General features: G+C 63.8%; 13 protein-coding genes. 9 read left to right on the top strand and 4 right to left on the bottom strand.

The window, feature by feature from the left end:
- Window positions 1-116 precede the first annotated feature (116 nt).
- The 3 genes from rpsO to AC1DXS_RS06450 form a co-directional block, all read right to left on the bottom strand.
- Window positions 117-383 carry a 30S ribosomal protein S15 gene (gene rpsO, locus AC1DXS_RS06460; protein ID WP_007864491.1) on the bottom strand — a complete coding sequence of 89 codons (267 nt, stop codon included), beginning with the start codon at window positions 381-383 and terminating at the stop codon, window positions 117-119.
- A 143-nt stretch (window positions 384-526) separates the two neighbouring features.
- Entirely contained in the window at window positions 527-1,729 is a 1,203-nt protein-coding gene (locus AC1DXS_RS06455; protein WP_477736703.1) for a pyridoxal phosphate-dependent aminotransferase, read from the bottom strand.
- A 54-nt stretch (window positions 1,730-1,783) separates the two neighbouring features.
- Window positions 1,784-3,061 carry a branched-chain amino acid ABC transporter substrate-binding protein gene (locus AC1DXS_RS06450; protein ID WP_477736702.1) on the bottom strand — a complete coding sequence of 426 codons (1,278 nt, stop codon included), beginning with the start codon at window positions 3,059-3,061 and terminating at the stop codon, window positions 1,784-1,786.
- 141 nt (window positions 3,062-3,202) lie between these two features.
- On the opposite strand from AC1DXS_RS06450, the gene AC1DXS_RS06445 reads away from it, so the two are divergent.
- The gene (locus tag AC1DXS_RS06445; RefSeq protein ID WP_477736701.1) at window positions 3,203-3,604 is read left to right on the top strand and encodes an Hsp20/alpha crystallin family protein; all 402 of its coding nucleotides are present in this window, start codon (window positions 3,203-3,205) and stop codon (window positions 3,602-3,604) included.
- Window positions 3,605-3,620: 16 nt separating this feature from the next.
- Here the strand turns inward: AC1DXS_RS06445 and tsaD are convergent, their stop codons facing one another.
- Window positions 3,621-4,664, bottom strand: coding sequence for a tRNA (adenosine(37)-N6)-threonylcarbamoyltransferase complex transferase subunit TsaD (gene tsaD / locus AC1DXS_RS06440; RefSeq protein ID WP_477736700.1), 1,044 nt, complete (start codon window positions 4,662-4,664; stop codon window positions 3,621-3,623).
- Between the two features lie 273 nt (window positions 4,665-4,937).
- Between tsaD and AC1DXS_RS06435 the strand changes: the two genes are divergently transcribed.
- The 8 genes from AC1DXS_RS06435 to AC1DXS_RS06400 all read left to right on the top strand — a co-directional run bounded on the left by AC1DXS_RS06435 (window position 4,938) and on the right by AC1DXS_RS06400 (window position 13,561).
- On the top strand, window positions 4,938-5,570 hold the full coding sequence (locus tag AC1DXS_RS06435) for an ANTAR domain-containing response regulator (protein ID WP_477736699.1): 633 nt from the start codon (window positions 4,938-4,940) through the stop codon (window positions 5,568-5,570).
- A gap of 384 nt (window positions 5,571-5,954) precedes the next feature.
- Window positions 5,955-7,199: a CmpA/NrtA family ABC transporter substrate-binding protein gene (locus AC1DXS_RS06430; RefSeq protein ID WP_477736698.1), complete on the top strand. Its 1,245-nt coding sequence runs from the start codon at window positions 5,955-5,957 to the stop codon at window positions 7,197-7,199.
- 57 nt (window positions 7,200-7,256) lie between these two features.
- Window positions 7,257-8,225, top strand: a complete 969-nt coding sequence (ntrB, locus tag AC1DXS_RS06425; protein WP_477736697.1) for a nitrate ABC transporter permease — start codon at window positions 7,257-7,259, stop codon at window positions 8,223-8,225.
- Window positions 8,226-8,241: 16 nt separating this feature from the next.
- On the top strand, window positions 8,242-9,051 hold the full coding sequence (locus AC1DXS_RS06420) for an ABC transporter ATP-binding protein (RefSeq protein ID WP_477736696.1): 810 nt from the start codon (window positions 8,242-8,244) through the stop codon (window positions 9,049-9,051).
- 96 nt (window positions 9,052-9,147) lie between these two features.
- On the top strand, window positions 9,148-11,271 hold the full coding sequence (locus AC1DXS_RS06415; RefSeq protein WP_477736695.1) for an ATP-binding protein: 2,124 nt from the start codon (window positions 9,148-9,150) through the stop codon (window positions 11,269-11,271).
- Window positions 11,272-11,325: 54 nt separating this feature from the next.
- The gene (locus AC1DXS_RS06410; RefSeq protein WP_477736694.1) at window positions 11,326-11,697 is read left to right on the top strand and encodes a response regulator transcription factor; all 372 of its coding nucleotides are present in this window, start codon (window positions 11,326-11,328) and stop codon (window positions 11,695-11,697) included.
- 29 nt (window positions 11,698-11,726) lie between these two features.
- The gene (locus tag AC1DXS_RS06405) at window positions 11,727-12,185 is read left to right on the top strand and encodes a chemotaxis protein CheX (protein ID WP_477736693.1); all 459 of its coding nucleotides are present in this window, start codon (window positions 11,727-11,729) and stop codon (window positions 12,183-12,185) included.
- 161 nt (window positions 12,186-12,346) lie between these two features.
- Window positions 12,347-13,561 carry an MFS transporter gene (locus AC1DXS_RS06400; protein ID WP_477736692.1) on the top strand — a complete coding sequence of 405 codons (1,215 nt, stop codon included), beginning with the start codon at window positions 12,347-12,349 and terminating at the stop codon, window positions 13,559-13,561.
- Window positions 13,562-13,845: the final 284 nt, after the last annotated feature.

The raw sequence follows: 13,845 nt of genomic DNA, 5'->3' as shown, positions 1-13,845 counted from the left end.
CCTTGCCGGGGCTTTTTTGTGGAATGACACAGCGCGTGCTCGTTTTGCCTTGCTCCGAAGTAAAAAGCGCCTGAGCTAGTGAACTAACTCAGGCGCTTTCAAATTGTTGCTACCGATTACTTGCGCAGGCCAAGCTTGGCGATCAGCGCGGTGTAACGGTCGGCGTCTTTGGACTTCAGGTAGTCCAGCAGCTTGCGGCGGCGGCTCACCATGCGCAGCAGGCCGCGGCGGCCGTGGTGGTCTTTGGCGTTGGCCTTGAAGTGGGGGGTCAGTTCGTTGATGCGGCCGGTCAGCAGCGCCACTTGAACTTCAGGGCTGCCGGTGTCGCCGGCTGCACGTGCGTTGGCCTGGACGATTTCGGCCTTGACTGATTTTGCAATCATGGTTTTCTCTTTCTTGCACCGAAGTGCGCTTGCGAGCGAAGCAGCATTCCCGACATGGGACTTGAAAACCGCTTTCGTCGTGATCCGGCATGAAAAGGCCCTAAAACTTGAATCCAAGGCCCCAAACTGCACAGAGCCTCAGATTATAGCCTAAGCCAGCGCTGCAGGCGTTCCACCCCCTGCCCCAGCCTGCCGACGTCCTGGCTGGCGAAACACCAGCGCAGCCAGCCCTGGGCCTCGGGGCCGGGGTTGACCATAAAGGCGTTACCGGGCGCCAGGCCCAGCCCAGCCTCCACGACCAGGCGTTTGGCCGTCTCCAGGGAGTCGCCGAAGCGCGCAGGGTTTGCGGGGTCTTGCAGCCGGAAAAAGGCGTACATGCCCCCTTTGGCCGGAGCCAGTTGCACCCCGGGCACCGCCTGCAGCAGAGGCACCAGGGTGTCGCGGCAGGTTTTGAGGTGGGCCACCACGCGCGGCGTGATGTCGGCCGTGCGTTCAATCGCCACCAGTCCGGCCCGCTGCACAAACACCGGCGCGCAGGAGGTGTTGAATTCCACCAGCTTGCCCATGTGCGGCGTCATCGTGGCCGGCATCACCAGCCAGCCCAGGCGCCAGCCGGTCATCAGAAAGCTCTTGGAAAAGCTGTGGACCACGACCAGGCGGTCTTCGGGCGCTGCGATGTCCAGGAAACTGGGCGCGCAACCATTCGGCGTAGGCTCGTAATACAGCCGCTCATAGACCTCGTCGGCCAGTATCCAGGTCCCGGTTTGGCGGCAGTGCGCCAGGATGGCTTCCTGCTCGGCGCGCGCAAGGGTCCAGCCCGTGGGGTTGTTGGGGGCGTTGACGATCAGCAGCTTGGTCTTGGGCGTGATGGCGGCCAGCAGTTCGGTCATATCGAGTTTCCATTCGCCCGCCACCGGCTTGAGGCTCACGCAGCGCACCCGCGCGCCCATGATGGCCGGCTGGGCCGTCAGGTTGGGCCAGACCGGCGTGACGGCCACCACCTCGTCGCCCGCATCCACCAGCGCCTGTACGGCCAGCATCAAGGCATTGACGCCACCCGAGGTGACCGCGATGCGCTCCGTGGTGATGGGCGCGGCGCCTGGGCAGCGCAGGCCGGTCGCATAAGCAGCGATGGCTTCCCGCAGCTCGGGCAGGCCCAGGTTGTGGGCATAAAAAGTTTCGCCCTGCTGCAACGAGGTCGCTGCGGCGTCGCGGATAAAAGCCGGCGTGACCTCGTCGCTTTCGCCGAACCAGAACTTGAGAACGTCGCCGCGCCCCATGCCGGCATTGGCGACCTGGCGGATCATGGATTCTTCAAGGTTTAAAACAGCTTGTCTCATGGTCATGGGAATGTTCGATCTGCCTGCTGGCGTCCGTCAAAAAAACAAAGAAATTGAAACTCAGGGCCGGACCATCTTGCAGCTGCTCGGCTGCTCGGCCCGCTCGGGCGAGATGGTCTTGATCACGCGAAAGCCGTAACCCGAGCCCTCCACGTCGAACTTCACGCCGGGCGAACCCTGCTTGCCCATCAGCGCCACCAGCAGCGGCTGCTGGAACTGGTGGTCCTGCGCGCGCATGGCGCCCTGGTGGCCCGCGAAAGTGACCGTGCCGCGCTCGAGTTGCGCCGCGACCGCGCCGGCCTCGGCGCTGCCGGCCTTGTCGATGCTTTGCGCCAGGGCCTCGACCATGAGCTGCATGCGCATGTGCACATAGTCGTCCTGCGGTTTCGGGAAACGCTGACGGAAGGATTGGTAAAAAGCCTCAGACTGCGCACCCGGCTCGTTGGGGAACCAATCGGCCACGGCGATCACCTTGCCCACACCGGCGTCGCCCAGCGCGCCCGGCACGCCCAGCGCATTGCCGTAGAAAGTGTAGAACTTGCCCTCGTAACCGACTTCTTTGGCGGCCTTGATCAGCAAGGTCAGGTCGTTGCCCCAGTTGCCCGTGAGCACCGCCTGCGCGCCGCTGGCTTTGATCTTCGCGGCATAGGGGATGAAGTCCTTGACGCGGCCCAGCGCGTGCAGCTCGTCGCCCACGATCTGCACGTCGGGGCGTTGCGCGCCAAGCTGCTTGCGCGCCTCGCGCAGCACGGCCTGGCCGAAGCTGTAGTCCTGGCCTATCAGGTAAATGCTTTTGAGCGCCTTGTCGTCCTTGAGCACATCCATGAGCGCGGCCATGCGCATGTCGGCGTGCGCGTCGAAACGGAAGTGCCAGTAGCTGCACTTTTCATTCGTCAGGATGGGATCGACCGCCGAGTAGTTGAGGAACAGCACGCGCTTTTTCGGTTCGCGCTCGTTGTGCTTGTTAATGGCATCCACAAGCACCGCCGCGATGGCCGACGAATTGCCCTGCGCAATGATGGTCACGCCGTCGTCGATGGCGGAGCGCAAAGCGGCCAGCGCTTCTTCGTTCTGGCCCTTGCTGTCGTAGCGCTCAATCACCAGGTTGCGCGGCCCGCCGGCCAGCTTGACACCGCCGCGCGCATTGACGCGCTCGGTGGCCCAGACCAGATTGCGGAACACTGCTTCGCCGGTGTTGGCAAAGGCGCCCGACAGGCTTTCAATGAGCGCAATTCGAACAGGTGCCTGCACCGGCGGCTGGCTCGCAGTCTGGGCGCCCGCCCCCATGGCGGCGCAAAGACATAGGGCCGTGAAAAGGCGTTTCAAGTGTGTGCGCATAAAAATATAGCTCTCTGTTTTTCGCTGGATCTGGCTTGAATAAACCGGCTGCACACCTAACTGGTGTGCATGCGGCAATCACGGTGAACGCCGCGCAGTGTAAGGGGAAACCGCCCCTTGTTAACCCATCAAGGAACAGCCATGTTTTACTCTCTCGCCCATCGCCCCGCCCGCGCCTTTCATCGCCACTATGCGCCCGTCGTGAGCAACGGCGCCCTGGAAAAATTCCTCAACGACACCTTCTCTTCGCTGTCCGACACCGGCGCCGCCAAAGCTGCCAGCGTGGAAGACCAGGAAAAGGCCTACACCCTGCAACTCGACGTTCCCGGCCTGGCCCGCGAACATCTGGACATCGGTATTGAAGGCGACGTGGTCCGCGTGGCCAGCAAGGAAGACGCCCCTCGCAAGGTCAAGGCCGCGTGGCGCTTCCCGCTGGAAATCGATACGGCCAACAGCTCGGCCAAGCTCGAGAACGGTGTGCTGACCCTGACGCTGGGCAAAAAAGTCCCCGTCAGCAACGTCACGCACCTCGATATTCAATAACCGGGCCGTCCAGGGTTCAGGCTGCTTCAGCCTGCAGCTCTGCCAGGTTCCAGCGCGGCTTCACGTCAAAGGTGTAGCCGCGCTGAAGCGTTTCCAGCCCCGCTTGCAGCCGCATGCCTGCTGCCAGCGCAATCATTGCGCCGTTGTCGGTGCACAAATGCAATTCGGGGTAGTGCACGCGAATACCGCGTTGTTTGCACACGGCATTGAGCTGGCTGCGCAGCAGCGCATTGGCACCCACGCCACCAGCGACTACCAGGCGTTTCAATCCGGTTTGTGTCATGGCAGCCAGTGATTTCTTCACCAACACTTCAACAATCGCCGCTTGCGTAGACGCCGCAAGATCGGCCTTGCGGCTTTCCAGCTCAGGCCCCAGTTTTTTGGCCTGCGTCAACACCGCGGTCTTGAGCCCGGCAAAAGAAAAATCGAGGTCGCCGCTGTGCAGCAAGGGCCGCGGCAGCTTGAAAGCCGCGCTGTCGCCCCCTTCGGCCAGTTTCGACAGGTGCGGGCCGCCCGGATAAGGCAGGCCCATGAGCTTGGCCGACTTGTCAAAGGCCTCACCAGCCGCGTCGTCGATGGTCTCGCCCAGCAGCTCATAGCTGCCTACGCGGTCCACCCGCATCAGCTGGGTGTGCCCGCCCGACACCAGCAGCGCCACAAAGGGAAACTCGGGCGGGTCGGCGCTCAGGAAGGGCGACAGCAAATGGCCTTCCAGGTGGTGCACGCCCATGGCCGGCTTGCCCAGCGCCGCCGCCAGCGAGCAAGCCACCCCGGCCCCCACCAGAAGCGCGCCGGCCAATCCGGGCCCGCGCGTGTAAGCCACCACATCCACTTGCGCCAGGCTGTTGCCCGCCTCCGCCATCACCTGCTGCGTCAGGGGCAATACACGGCGTATGTGGTCGCGGCTGGCCAGTTCAGGCACCACGCCGCCATAGGCCTGGTGCATGGCTATCTGGCTGTACAGCGCATGCGACAGCAGGCGCGGCACGCCGCTGCCGCTGGCATCCACCAGCGCCACGCCGGTTTCATCACAACTCGATTCGATACCTAAGACTCTCATCTTCGAAGTGTAAGGTTTGGAGGAAGTCCCCACCCCCGTCCAGGCTCACTGCGTGTAGCCTGTTCCCCCCTCAAGGGGGCGGCGCCTGCGGTCTGGCAGAGCCAGTCCCGCGGCCCCCACTGCTAATGGCCAAAGAATTCTTTAACCCAGCATGAGCCGTGGAACCGGCTTTGCCGGGCTGCGGGCGGGCCCTTTCCACGTGCAAGGGGCAGGGACCTGCCGTAGGCTCGAAGTGGGGGAGCGTGGGGGCACAGTTCTTGCACGAGTTGTCCCATGACGCCGTCACAATCCCTGCGCCTGGTCATCATCGCACCGGACCTCCTGGAGTCCGTGTCCGCTGACGACCATGCGCGGGAGCTCGCCGAACGCTCGCGCCAGCTGCGCATAGGCCTGCTGGAAAACGGTTACAACATCGTCGCGGTGCTCCCCGCCGACACCTTTCTGGATGAGCGCCTGGCGCAGCTGCAGCCCGACATGATCATCGTGGACGCCGAAAGCGAGGCCCGCGACTCGCTGGAGCATGTGGTGATGGCGACGCGGGACGCCCGGCGGCCCATCGTGCTGTTCACCAACGACAACGACACCAGCCACGTCAAGGATGCCGTCGCGGCCGGCGTATCGGCTTATGTGGTGGCCGGACTTTCGCCGGACCGCATCCGCCCCATCCTCGACGTGGCCATGGCGCGCTTTGAGCACGAGCAGGGCCTGCGAAAGGAACTGGCGCATGCCAAAACCGAGCTGCACGAGCGAAAGGTCATAGACCGGGCCAAAGGCATGCTGATGCAGCGCCAGGGGCTGTCCGAGCAGGCCGCTTACGAAAAACTGCGCAAGGCCGCCATGGACAAAGGCCTGCGCCTGGGCGAGGTGGCGCAGCGCATGCTGGACGCCCTGGACCTGTTGGGCTGATTCGCTGGCCGGGCGGCCTCCAAGCCGGCTCACCCTCAATTGGTGCAACGCACAAATCAGGTGCGCATAGCGGCTTTCATATCCACGTTCGCGGCTCAGCGTGTTGTCGGTCAGCCGTGGAGGCATGCGTGAAAAGCCAGACGTTTTCACGCCCGCTCCCCCTATAGAACAGCTCTGTCGACAAATCCCCCGACTCCCTGGCACGCCTTTTGCTGAGTACCGCCTATTGGTCAAGGATGACCAACCCGGCACAGCACTTCAACGGCGAAGTGTGCTGCCCCAAGGAACAAAGGCGTTCGCACCCTGCATCACGTTCAACGTGTGCCCGGGTCGAGCGCCTTTTTTGTTTTTGCCCATCGTTTTTACTTATCTGGAGCCGACGACATGACTGAACTGCTGAAATCTTCGCTGACACGCCGCACCGTGCTGCAGGCCGCGGCCGTGGGAGCCGTGGGCATCAACCCCGCCCTGCGCGCCGCCGTATATGCCCAGGGCTCGGATGCGCCGGAGAAAAAAGAAGTCAAGATCGGCTTCATTCCGCTGACCGACTGCGCCTCGGTGGTGATGGCCTCGGTGCTGGGCATAGACCAGAAATACGGCGTCAAGATCATCCCGACCAAGGAAGCCAGCTGGGCCGGCGTGCGCGACAAGCTGGTCAACGGTGAACTGGACTTTGCCCACGTGCTCTACGGCCTGGTCTACGGCGTGCACATGGGCACGGCCGGCCCGAAGAAGGACATGGCCGTGCTGATGACACTCAACAACAACGGCCAGGCGATCACGCTGTCCAAGAAGCTCGCCGACAAGGGCGCGGTGGACGGCCCCGGCCTGGCCAAGCTGATGGCCAGCGACAAACGCGAATACACCTTTGCCCAGACCTTTCCCACCGGCACGCACGCCATGTGGCTTTATTACTGGCTGGCCGCCAACGGCATCAACCCGATGAAGGACGCCAAGGTCATCACCGTGCCGCCGCCGCAAATGGTGGCCAACATGCGCGTAGGCAACATGGACGGGTTCTGCGTGGGCGAGCCTTGGGGCCATCGCGCCATCATCGACGGCATCGGCGTGACCGCCGTGACCACCCAGGACGTCTGGAAGGACCACCCTGAAAAGGTGCTGGGCACCACCGCCGATTTCGTCAAGAAATACCCCAACACGGCGCGCGCCGTGACCGCAGCCATTATCGAGGCCGGCAAGTGGATTGACGCCAGCCTCTCCAACAAGAACAAGATGGCCGAGACCGTGGCCGACAAAAGCTACGTCAACACCAGCGTCGACGCCATCAACCAGCGCATCCTGGGCCGCTACCAGAACGGCATGGGCAAGACCTGGGACGACCCCAACTACATGAAGTTCTACAACGACGGTGCGGTGAGCTTCCCTTACCTCTCCGACGGCATGTGGTTCCTCACGCAACACAAGCGCTGGGGCCTGATCAAGGATCACCCCGACTACCTGGGCATCGCCAAGCAGATCAACCACATCGACGTCTACAAGCAGGCCGCTACAGCCGCCAAGGCCAGTGTCCCCAAAGAGCTCATGCGCAGCAGCAAGCTGATGGACGGCACGGTCTGGGACGGCAAGGACCCGAAAAAATACGCCGACAGCTTCAAGGTCCACGCCTAGGCCCGCGCCCCGCCACCCGCCCACCGAACCTTCCACCCCACGCAAAGAGGTCACGCCATGGTCAGTGCCGTATTCCACAGCCCGCTCGAGGCCGCACCCGCGGCCCGCGGCGGCGACAAACCCCGGAGCCGGGATGCCGGTGCCCCTCCATCGGCGCCCGCCCCCCACGACATGACAAATCCCACCACCCCTTCCACCGCAGTGCAGGCGGCCGCCGCAACCCCACCGGCGCGTGCGCCCTGGGACGCCTYGTTTCTCTGGCTGGCCCTGCTGCCGCCCTTGCTGGGCCTGGGCCTGCTGCTGCTGGTGTGGGAGCTGGTCTTCATGGGTACGGGCGGCAGCATTCCTTCGCCCAGGGACACCTTCGCGCAGGCGGTGCAGATCTTCAGCGACCCCTTCTACAGCAAGGGCCCCAACGACCAGGGCGTGGGCTGGAACGTGCTGTCCTCGCTCAAGCGCGTGGCCATGGGCTTCGGCATGGCGGCCGTCGTCGGCATCCCGGTCGGCTTCATGATCGGCCGCTTCAACTTCCTGAGCCGCATGTTCAACCCGCTGATCAGCCTCTTGCGCCCGGTCTCGCCGCTGGCCTGGCTGCCGATAGGCCTGCTGGTCTTCAAAGGGGCCAACCCGGCCGCCATCTGGACCATCTTCATCTGCTCGATCTGGCCCATGATCATCAACACCGCGGTCGGCGTGCAGCGCGTGCCGCAGGACTACATGAACGTGGCACGCGTGCTCAACCTCAGCGAATGGAAGATCGTCACCAAGATCCTCTTTCCCGCCGTGTTGCCCTACATGCTGACCGGCGTGCGCCTGGCCGTCGGCACTGCCTGGCTGGTAATCGTCGCGGCCGAGATGCTGACCGGCGGCGTCGGCATCGGCTTCTGGGTCTGGGACGAGTGGAACAACCTCAACGTCAAGAACATCATCATCGCGATCTTCGTGATCGGCATCGTCGGCCTGGTGCTGGAGTTCGCACTGATCAAGCTGGCCACGGCCTTCACCTTCGAAGAAGTCAAGAACTGAACACGGGGAACCCGCCATGACATCCTTCACCACCAAATACATCGAAATCCAGGGCGTCGAGCAGACCTTCAAGACCCGCAAGGGACCGTTCCGCGCGCTGCAGAACATCAACCTGACGGTCGCCAAGGGCGAGTTCGTCGCGCTGATCGGCCACTCGGGCTGCGGCAAGTCCACCCTGTTGAACCTGATCTCCGGCCTGACGACGCCCACCGAAGGCAGCCTGCTGTGCGCCAACCGCGAAATCGCCGGGCCCGGCCCGGAGCGCGCCGTGGTGTTCCAGAACCACTCGCTGCTGCCCTGGCTGACCTGCTTTGAAAACGTCTACCTCGCGGTCGAGCGCGTGTTCTCGGAGACTGAAAACAAGGCGCAGCTCAAAGCGCGCACCGACGCGGCGCTGGCCATGGTCGGACTCACCGCGGCGGCGCAAAAGCGCCCCGGCGAAATCTCGGGCGGCATGAAGCAGCGCGTTGGCATCGCACGCGCGCTGTCCATGGAGCCCAAGGTGCTGCTGCTCGACGAACCCTTCGGCGCGCTGGACGCGCTGACCCGCGCCAAGCTGCAGGACGAGCTGCTGCAGATCGTGGCCACCACGCAAAGCACGGTGGTGATGGTGACCCATGACGTCGATGAAGCGGTGCTGCTCTCCGACCGCATCGTGATGATGACCAACGGCCCCTCGGCCACGATTGGCGAGGTGCTGCAGGTCGAGTTGCCGCGGCCCCGCTCGCGCGTGGCGCTGGCCGAGGACATCCGCTACCTGGGCTACCGCAAGGCCGTGATCGATTTCCTTTACACGCGCCAGGGCCACGTCGAAAAAGCAGCCTGATACCAGGGTTGCCGGAAAACCGGCAGGCGGCCGCATCGCAAGAAAACGGGATAAACCGTTCCGCCAGTCCGCAAGTTCGCATAAGGGAGGTTTCCTATGTCTGCAGTTTTGCCAGTCCACGGCGCCGACAGGATCGCGGCCGCCCGGCCCGCACGCAAAGCCGGCCCGGGCCTATTCGGCAAGTACCGCGAAATCATCATCGCTGTGGCCTTCTTCCTGCTGTTCGACCTCGGGGTGCTGGTGCTGAACTTCTACACCTCGTTCAAGATCGACCAGGACACCGTGACCATCAATCTCTCCGGGCGCCAGCGTTATGTGTCGCAACGCGTCGCGCGAACCCTGCTGGAGCTTGACGCCACGCGCGCCGCCGGGCTTTTCTACAAGCCCGAAACCCTGGCGGAGCTGCGCTCGGGCGCCAAGATCTTTCAGATCTCGCAGGTGGCTTTTCGCGAGGGCGGCACGATTCCCGGCGGCGATGGCAAGCCGGTCTACCTGCACCCCGTGACATCCAGCCGCGGCCGTGAGCTTGAAGAAAAGGTGGAAGTCCTGTGGAAGCCCTACTTCGCCCTGCTGCAACCCTTGCTGACCGGCGACAACTTCACGCAGCAGGAGCTGGCCGCCGCACTGGCCTACAGCCAGGCCCACAACAGCGAGCTGCTCAGCGCGGCCAACGACTTCGTGACCGAAACACAGCAGATAGGCGCGTCGCGCGCCAGCGTGCTGCGCATGGTGCAAACCGGCGGCATCGTGCTGGCCCTGCTGAACTTCGCCTTCATCCTGTTCAAGTTTTTGCGCCGGCTGAAGACCTCCGACGCCGCGATTGAAGCGGCGACCGAGGAAAACCGCGAAATCCTCGCGAGTGTGCGCGAGGGCCTGTTCCTGCTCACGCCGGGGCACCAGTTGGGCTCGCAGCTGTCCCGCTCCACCCATGCGCTGTTCGGCAAGACGCTGGTGCCGGGGCAAAACTTTTTTGAGGTGCTGTCCACGATGGTGTCCCTCAAAGCCCTCACGGACGCGCGGGACTATGTCGAGCTGCTGTTCTCCCCGCATGTGAAAGAGCAGTTGGTCCAGGGCATCAACCCGCTTTCGGAAGTGGAACTCACCGTCGCCAACCGCCTGGGCCAGCAGACCACCCGCTACCTGTCCTTCCACTTCAACCGGGTGCAGGACGGCGCCACCGTTCGGCACCTGCTGGTCACCGTGCAGGACATCACGCAAAAGGTCGAATTGCAGGCCAGGCTCGCCAGCGAACGCCAGCGTTCGCAAAAAGAGCTGTCCATGATGCTCAAGGCCTTCGAGACCGAACCGGCCATGATGCGAGCCTTCGTCGAGCGCGCCGAGGCTTCGCTGCTCGAGGTCAACGACCTGCTGCGCAGCACCTCCTCGGCCGCCTCCGAGGTCCAGGTGCTCAAGGCCGTGGACGGCGCCTACCGCCGCATCCACGCCTTCAAGGGCGACGCGGCCTCACTGGGGCTGGAAATCCTGGCCACGCTGGCCCACCAGTTCGAGAGTGAATTGCAAAAACTCAAGGACAGCGGCGCGGCTACCGGCGACGCCCTGCTGGCCCTGCCCTTGCCGCTGGAAGACCTGCTCTCCAAGGTGGGCGCCTTCAAGGCCCTGAGCCAGAAACGCTCCGGCGAGGGCACGTCGCCCCGGCAAGCGAACTCGCCGGAGAGCCTGCGTGCCGCGCTGTCGCAACTGGCCGCCGAGGTGGCCGCTGACTGCGGCAAGCGCGTGAAGGCCGAGCTGCGCGTGGACGGCGCACCGGAGGTACCGCCGGCCAAGATGGACCTGGTGCGCGAGATCGCCATCCAGCTGCTGCGCAATGCCGTGGTGCACGGTGTGGAAACACCGGCTGCGCGGCAGGCCGCCGGCAAAACCGCCGAGGGCCAGGTCAGCGTGGTGCTGGGCCCTGATGAAGCCGGCCAATGGCAGCTCACGGTTCGCGACGACGGCGCCGGCCTGAACGCTGCAGACGTGCGCCGCCGCCTGCTGGAGCTGGGCTGGTACAACGCCGAGCAGCTGCAGAGCTTCAGCGACAAGCAGATCGTCGCGAACATCTTCAAGCCCGGTTTTTCCACCGCCGCCACCGCGTCACGGCATGCCGGCCGCGGTGTCGGCCTGGACCTGGTGCAAGCCAACGTGCAAAGCCTGGGCGCACGCCTGCTGCTGTCGAGCACGCCCGGCCAGCACACCGAATTCCGGGTCGTGTTTTCCTGAGGCCGCCCCCCATGACCCCATCCCCAACATTCCCAACCCCCAAGGAGGCTCACCATGCGATTGCTGATTGTTGACGACTCCAACATGATCCGCACCCGCATCTCGCGCGTGGTGCAAAACGGCGGCATCAAGGGCATCGCCCTCGCCGGGCTGGCCCGAAACGGCCAGGAAGCGGTGCGGCTGGCCCGGGCGACACGCCCCGAGGTGGTCACCATGGATCTGACTATGCCCGAGATGGACGGCATTGAATGCATTTCTGCGCTGCTCAAGCTGGACCCCACCGTCAAGATTCTCGTGGTCAGCGCGCTCAGCGACAAATCGACGGCCATCCAGGCGCTCAAGCTGGGCGCGCGCGGCTTCGTCGCCAAACCTTTCACCGACGAAGAGTTGCAGATGGCATTGCTCGAAGTCGCCGACGTGCGCTAAGCAAAATTGAGAAGATAAGGAAGACCGCTGTGGCCACACTCAACGAAAACGACCTCAAGCTGTTCGTCGACTCGATCCGCAACTACCTGAAAGTCACCACCCGGCAGGAGCCGCAGATCACCTCGGCTTACCTGGGCTCGGGCGACATCGAAGGCTTTGAATTCAACGGCATCGTGGCTTTTTCAGGTAGCCACAACGGCCATGTGATGGTCTCCATGCCGGGCAAGCTGGTGCGCGAGATTCTGCTGTTGCAGCACGAGACCGACCTCAGCGACGGCAATTTGCTGGACGCGGTGGGCGAAATCGCCAACACGCTGGCCGGCAACGCGCGCAAATCCCTGGGCTCCGAGCTGCAGATTTCCGTGCCCGTCAAGATGCAGGGCACGCAGGGCATGAAGGCCAGGGTGCGCACCCGTCCCTATGTCATCACGCTGCGTTGGAACCACTATTCGGCCATGGTCTGCGTCGACATGGACCGCAAGAACTGAGCTGAATTCCCGCCAGGGTGCACGCATTTTGTGCATCGCACCAAAAGAAACCGGCATAAAGGCTGAAATCGCGCTGCAAGGGTGCGTTTTGCATGCCCCAAGGTGGCACGCTTTTCGCACTGATTCTGGGAGTTAACCATCTCACAGAAAGAGCTTGCACCATGGCGGGGTTTCGTAATYTTCTCAAGGCAGGTCACGCACCCACGCTGGGCGCGGCGTTTTTTTACTTCGCCTTCTCATGTTGCATCTGGGTCATGAACGGGGCCATGGCCCCTTTCATTTCGGAAACCTACAACCTCTCGCCCACCCAGAAGGGTGTGATGCTCTCGGTACCCATCTTCGCCGGCGCACTGATGCGCTTTCCGCTGGGCGTGCTGGCCCAGTACATAGGCCGCAAGAACGCCACCCTGGTGGAAATGGGGCTGATCATGGTGGCCCTGCTATTCGGCTACTTTGTGGTCGATTCCTACAGCAGCCTGCTGGCCATGGGCGTGCTGCTGGGTATTGCCGGCGCCAGCTTCGGCGTCGCGCTCAGCCTGGGTTCGGGCTCCTTCCCGCCGCGCTACAAGGGCCTCGCCATGGGCCTGGTCGGCGCCGGCAATGTGGGCACCGCCGTCTCGGTGCTGGTGGCGCCCGCGCTGGCCCAGCGCTACGGCTGGCAGTCGGTTTACGGCATTGCCGCCGCAGCCATGCTGCTGCCGCTGATTGCCATGGTCGTGTTTGCCAAAGAACCCGATGACGTGGACAGCCACGCCACGCTGCGCGAGCACGTCGCCTGCCTGTTCGAGAAAGACGGCTGGGCCTTCAGCCTGATCTACGCCGTGAGTTTTGGCGGCTTCATCGGCCTGGCCACGTTTTTGCCTTCCTATTACTACGACCAGTTCGGCGTCAGCAAGGTGCAGGCAGGCCAGCTGTCCATGCTGGCGGCCTTCATGGGCGCGGCGCTGCGCATCTTCGGCGGCTGGATCTCCGACCGCTGGGGCGGCGTCAACACCCTGAGCGTGGTGCTGCTCACCATCGCAGGCACCCTGGTCGCCTGCGGACTGGCCGGCGGCTCCCTGGCCGCCACCACGCTGCTGGTGATGCTGTGCTTTGCCGCCCTGGGCGCAGGCAACGGCGCCCTCTTCCAGCTCGTCCCTCTGCGCTGGCCCCTGGCCACCGCGGTCGCAGGCTCCATGATCGGCGAGATAGGCGCCCTAGGCGGCGGCCTGGTGCCCAACGCCATGGGCATCTCCAAGCAGTATGCCGGGACGTATATGTGGGGGTTCTTCTTTTTTGCGGCTTTGGCGCTGGGGATGTTGGTGATGCTGAGGGTTATGCAGATTCGGTGGACGCGGACCTGGGCTGAGAAGGGTGGGCGTGCTCGCGGCGCGTGAGGGCAAGGGCCGGTTCTTGCCCCGGCGGTGCGCCCTTCTCTAAGTTCTGCTGGCCGGGTCTCGCCCCGGCGGGCGAGGCACTTTTCTTTGCTTCGCCAAAGAAAAGTACCCAAAAGAAAGGCGACCCGCAGTCTGGGTCCCTACGCTTCGCTTCGGGCAACCTGCGGTGCTCGAGCCAAGCGGGGTCAAAAACAACTCGCTTCGCTCAGACACGTTTTTGCCCTGATCCGCTTGTCTCTGCGCTCCTCGGCCCAGCCAGGACGGGGCAATCGGGAGCGGGGACA

The sequence above is a fragment of the Polaromonas sp. P3_B1 genome (assembly GCF_056402935.1).
Note: the sequence above shows the minus strand (reverse complement) of the source record. Positions and strands in the feature narration are given on the sequence as shown.

Bases quoted from the DNA above. Each gene is read 5' to 3' on its own strand.
- AC1DXS_RS06445 (WP_477736701.1), top strand. From the start codon at position 3,203: ATGTTTTACTCTCTCGCCCATCGCCCCGCCCGCGCCTTTCATCGCCAC.
- rpsO (WP_007864491.1), bottom strand. From the start codon at position 383: ATGATTGCAAAATCAGTCAAGGCCGAAATCGTCCAGGCCAACGCACGT.
- AC1DXS_RS06415 (WP_477736695.1), top strand. From the start codon at position 9,148: ATGTCTGCAGTTTTGCCAGTCCACGGCGCCGACAGGATCGCGGCCGCC.
- AC1DXS_RS06450 (WP_477736702.1), bottom strand. From the start codon at position 3,061: ATGCGCACACACTTGAAACGCCTTTTCACGGCCCTATGTCTTTGCGCC.
- AC1DXS_RS06420 (WP_477736696.1), top strand. From the start codon at position 8,242: ATGACATCCTTCACCACCAAATACATCGAAATCCAGGGCGTCGAGCAG.
- AC1DXS_RS06435 (WP_477736699.1), top strand. From the start codon at position 4,938: ATGACGCCGTCACAATCCCTGCGCCTGGTCATCATCGCACCGGACCTC.
- AC1DXS_RS06455 (WP_477736703.1), bottom strand. From the start codon at position 1,729: ATGACCATGAGACAAGCTGTTTTAAACCTTGAAGAATCCATGATCCGC.
- AC1DXS_RS06410 (WP_477736694.1), top strand. From the start codon at position 11,326: ATGCGATTGCTGATTGTTGACGACTCCAACATGATCCGCACCCGCATC.
- tsaD (WP_477736700.1), bottom strand. From the start codon at position 4,664: ATGAGAGTCTTAGGTATCGAATCGAGTTGTGATGAAACCGGCGTGGCG.
- AC1DXS_RS06430 (WP_477736698.1), top strand. From the start codon at position 5,955: ATGACTGAACTGCTGAAATCTTCGCTGACACGCCGCACCGTGCTGCAG.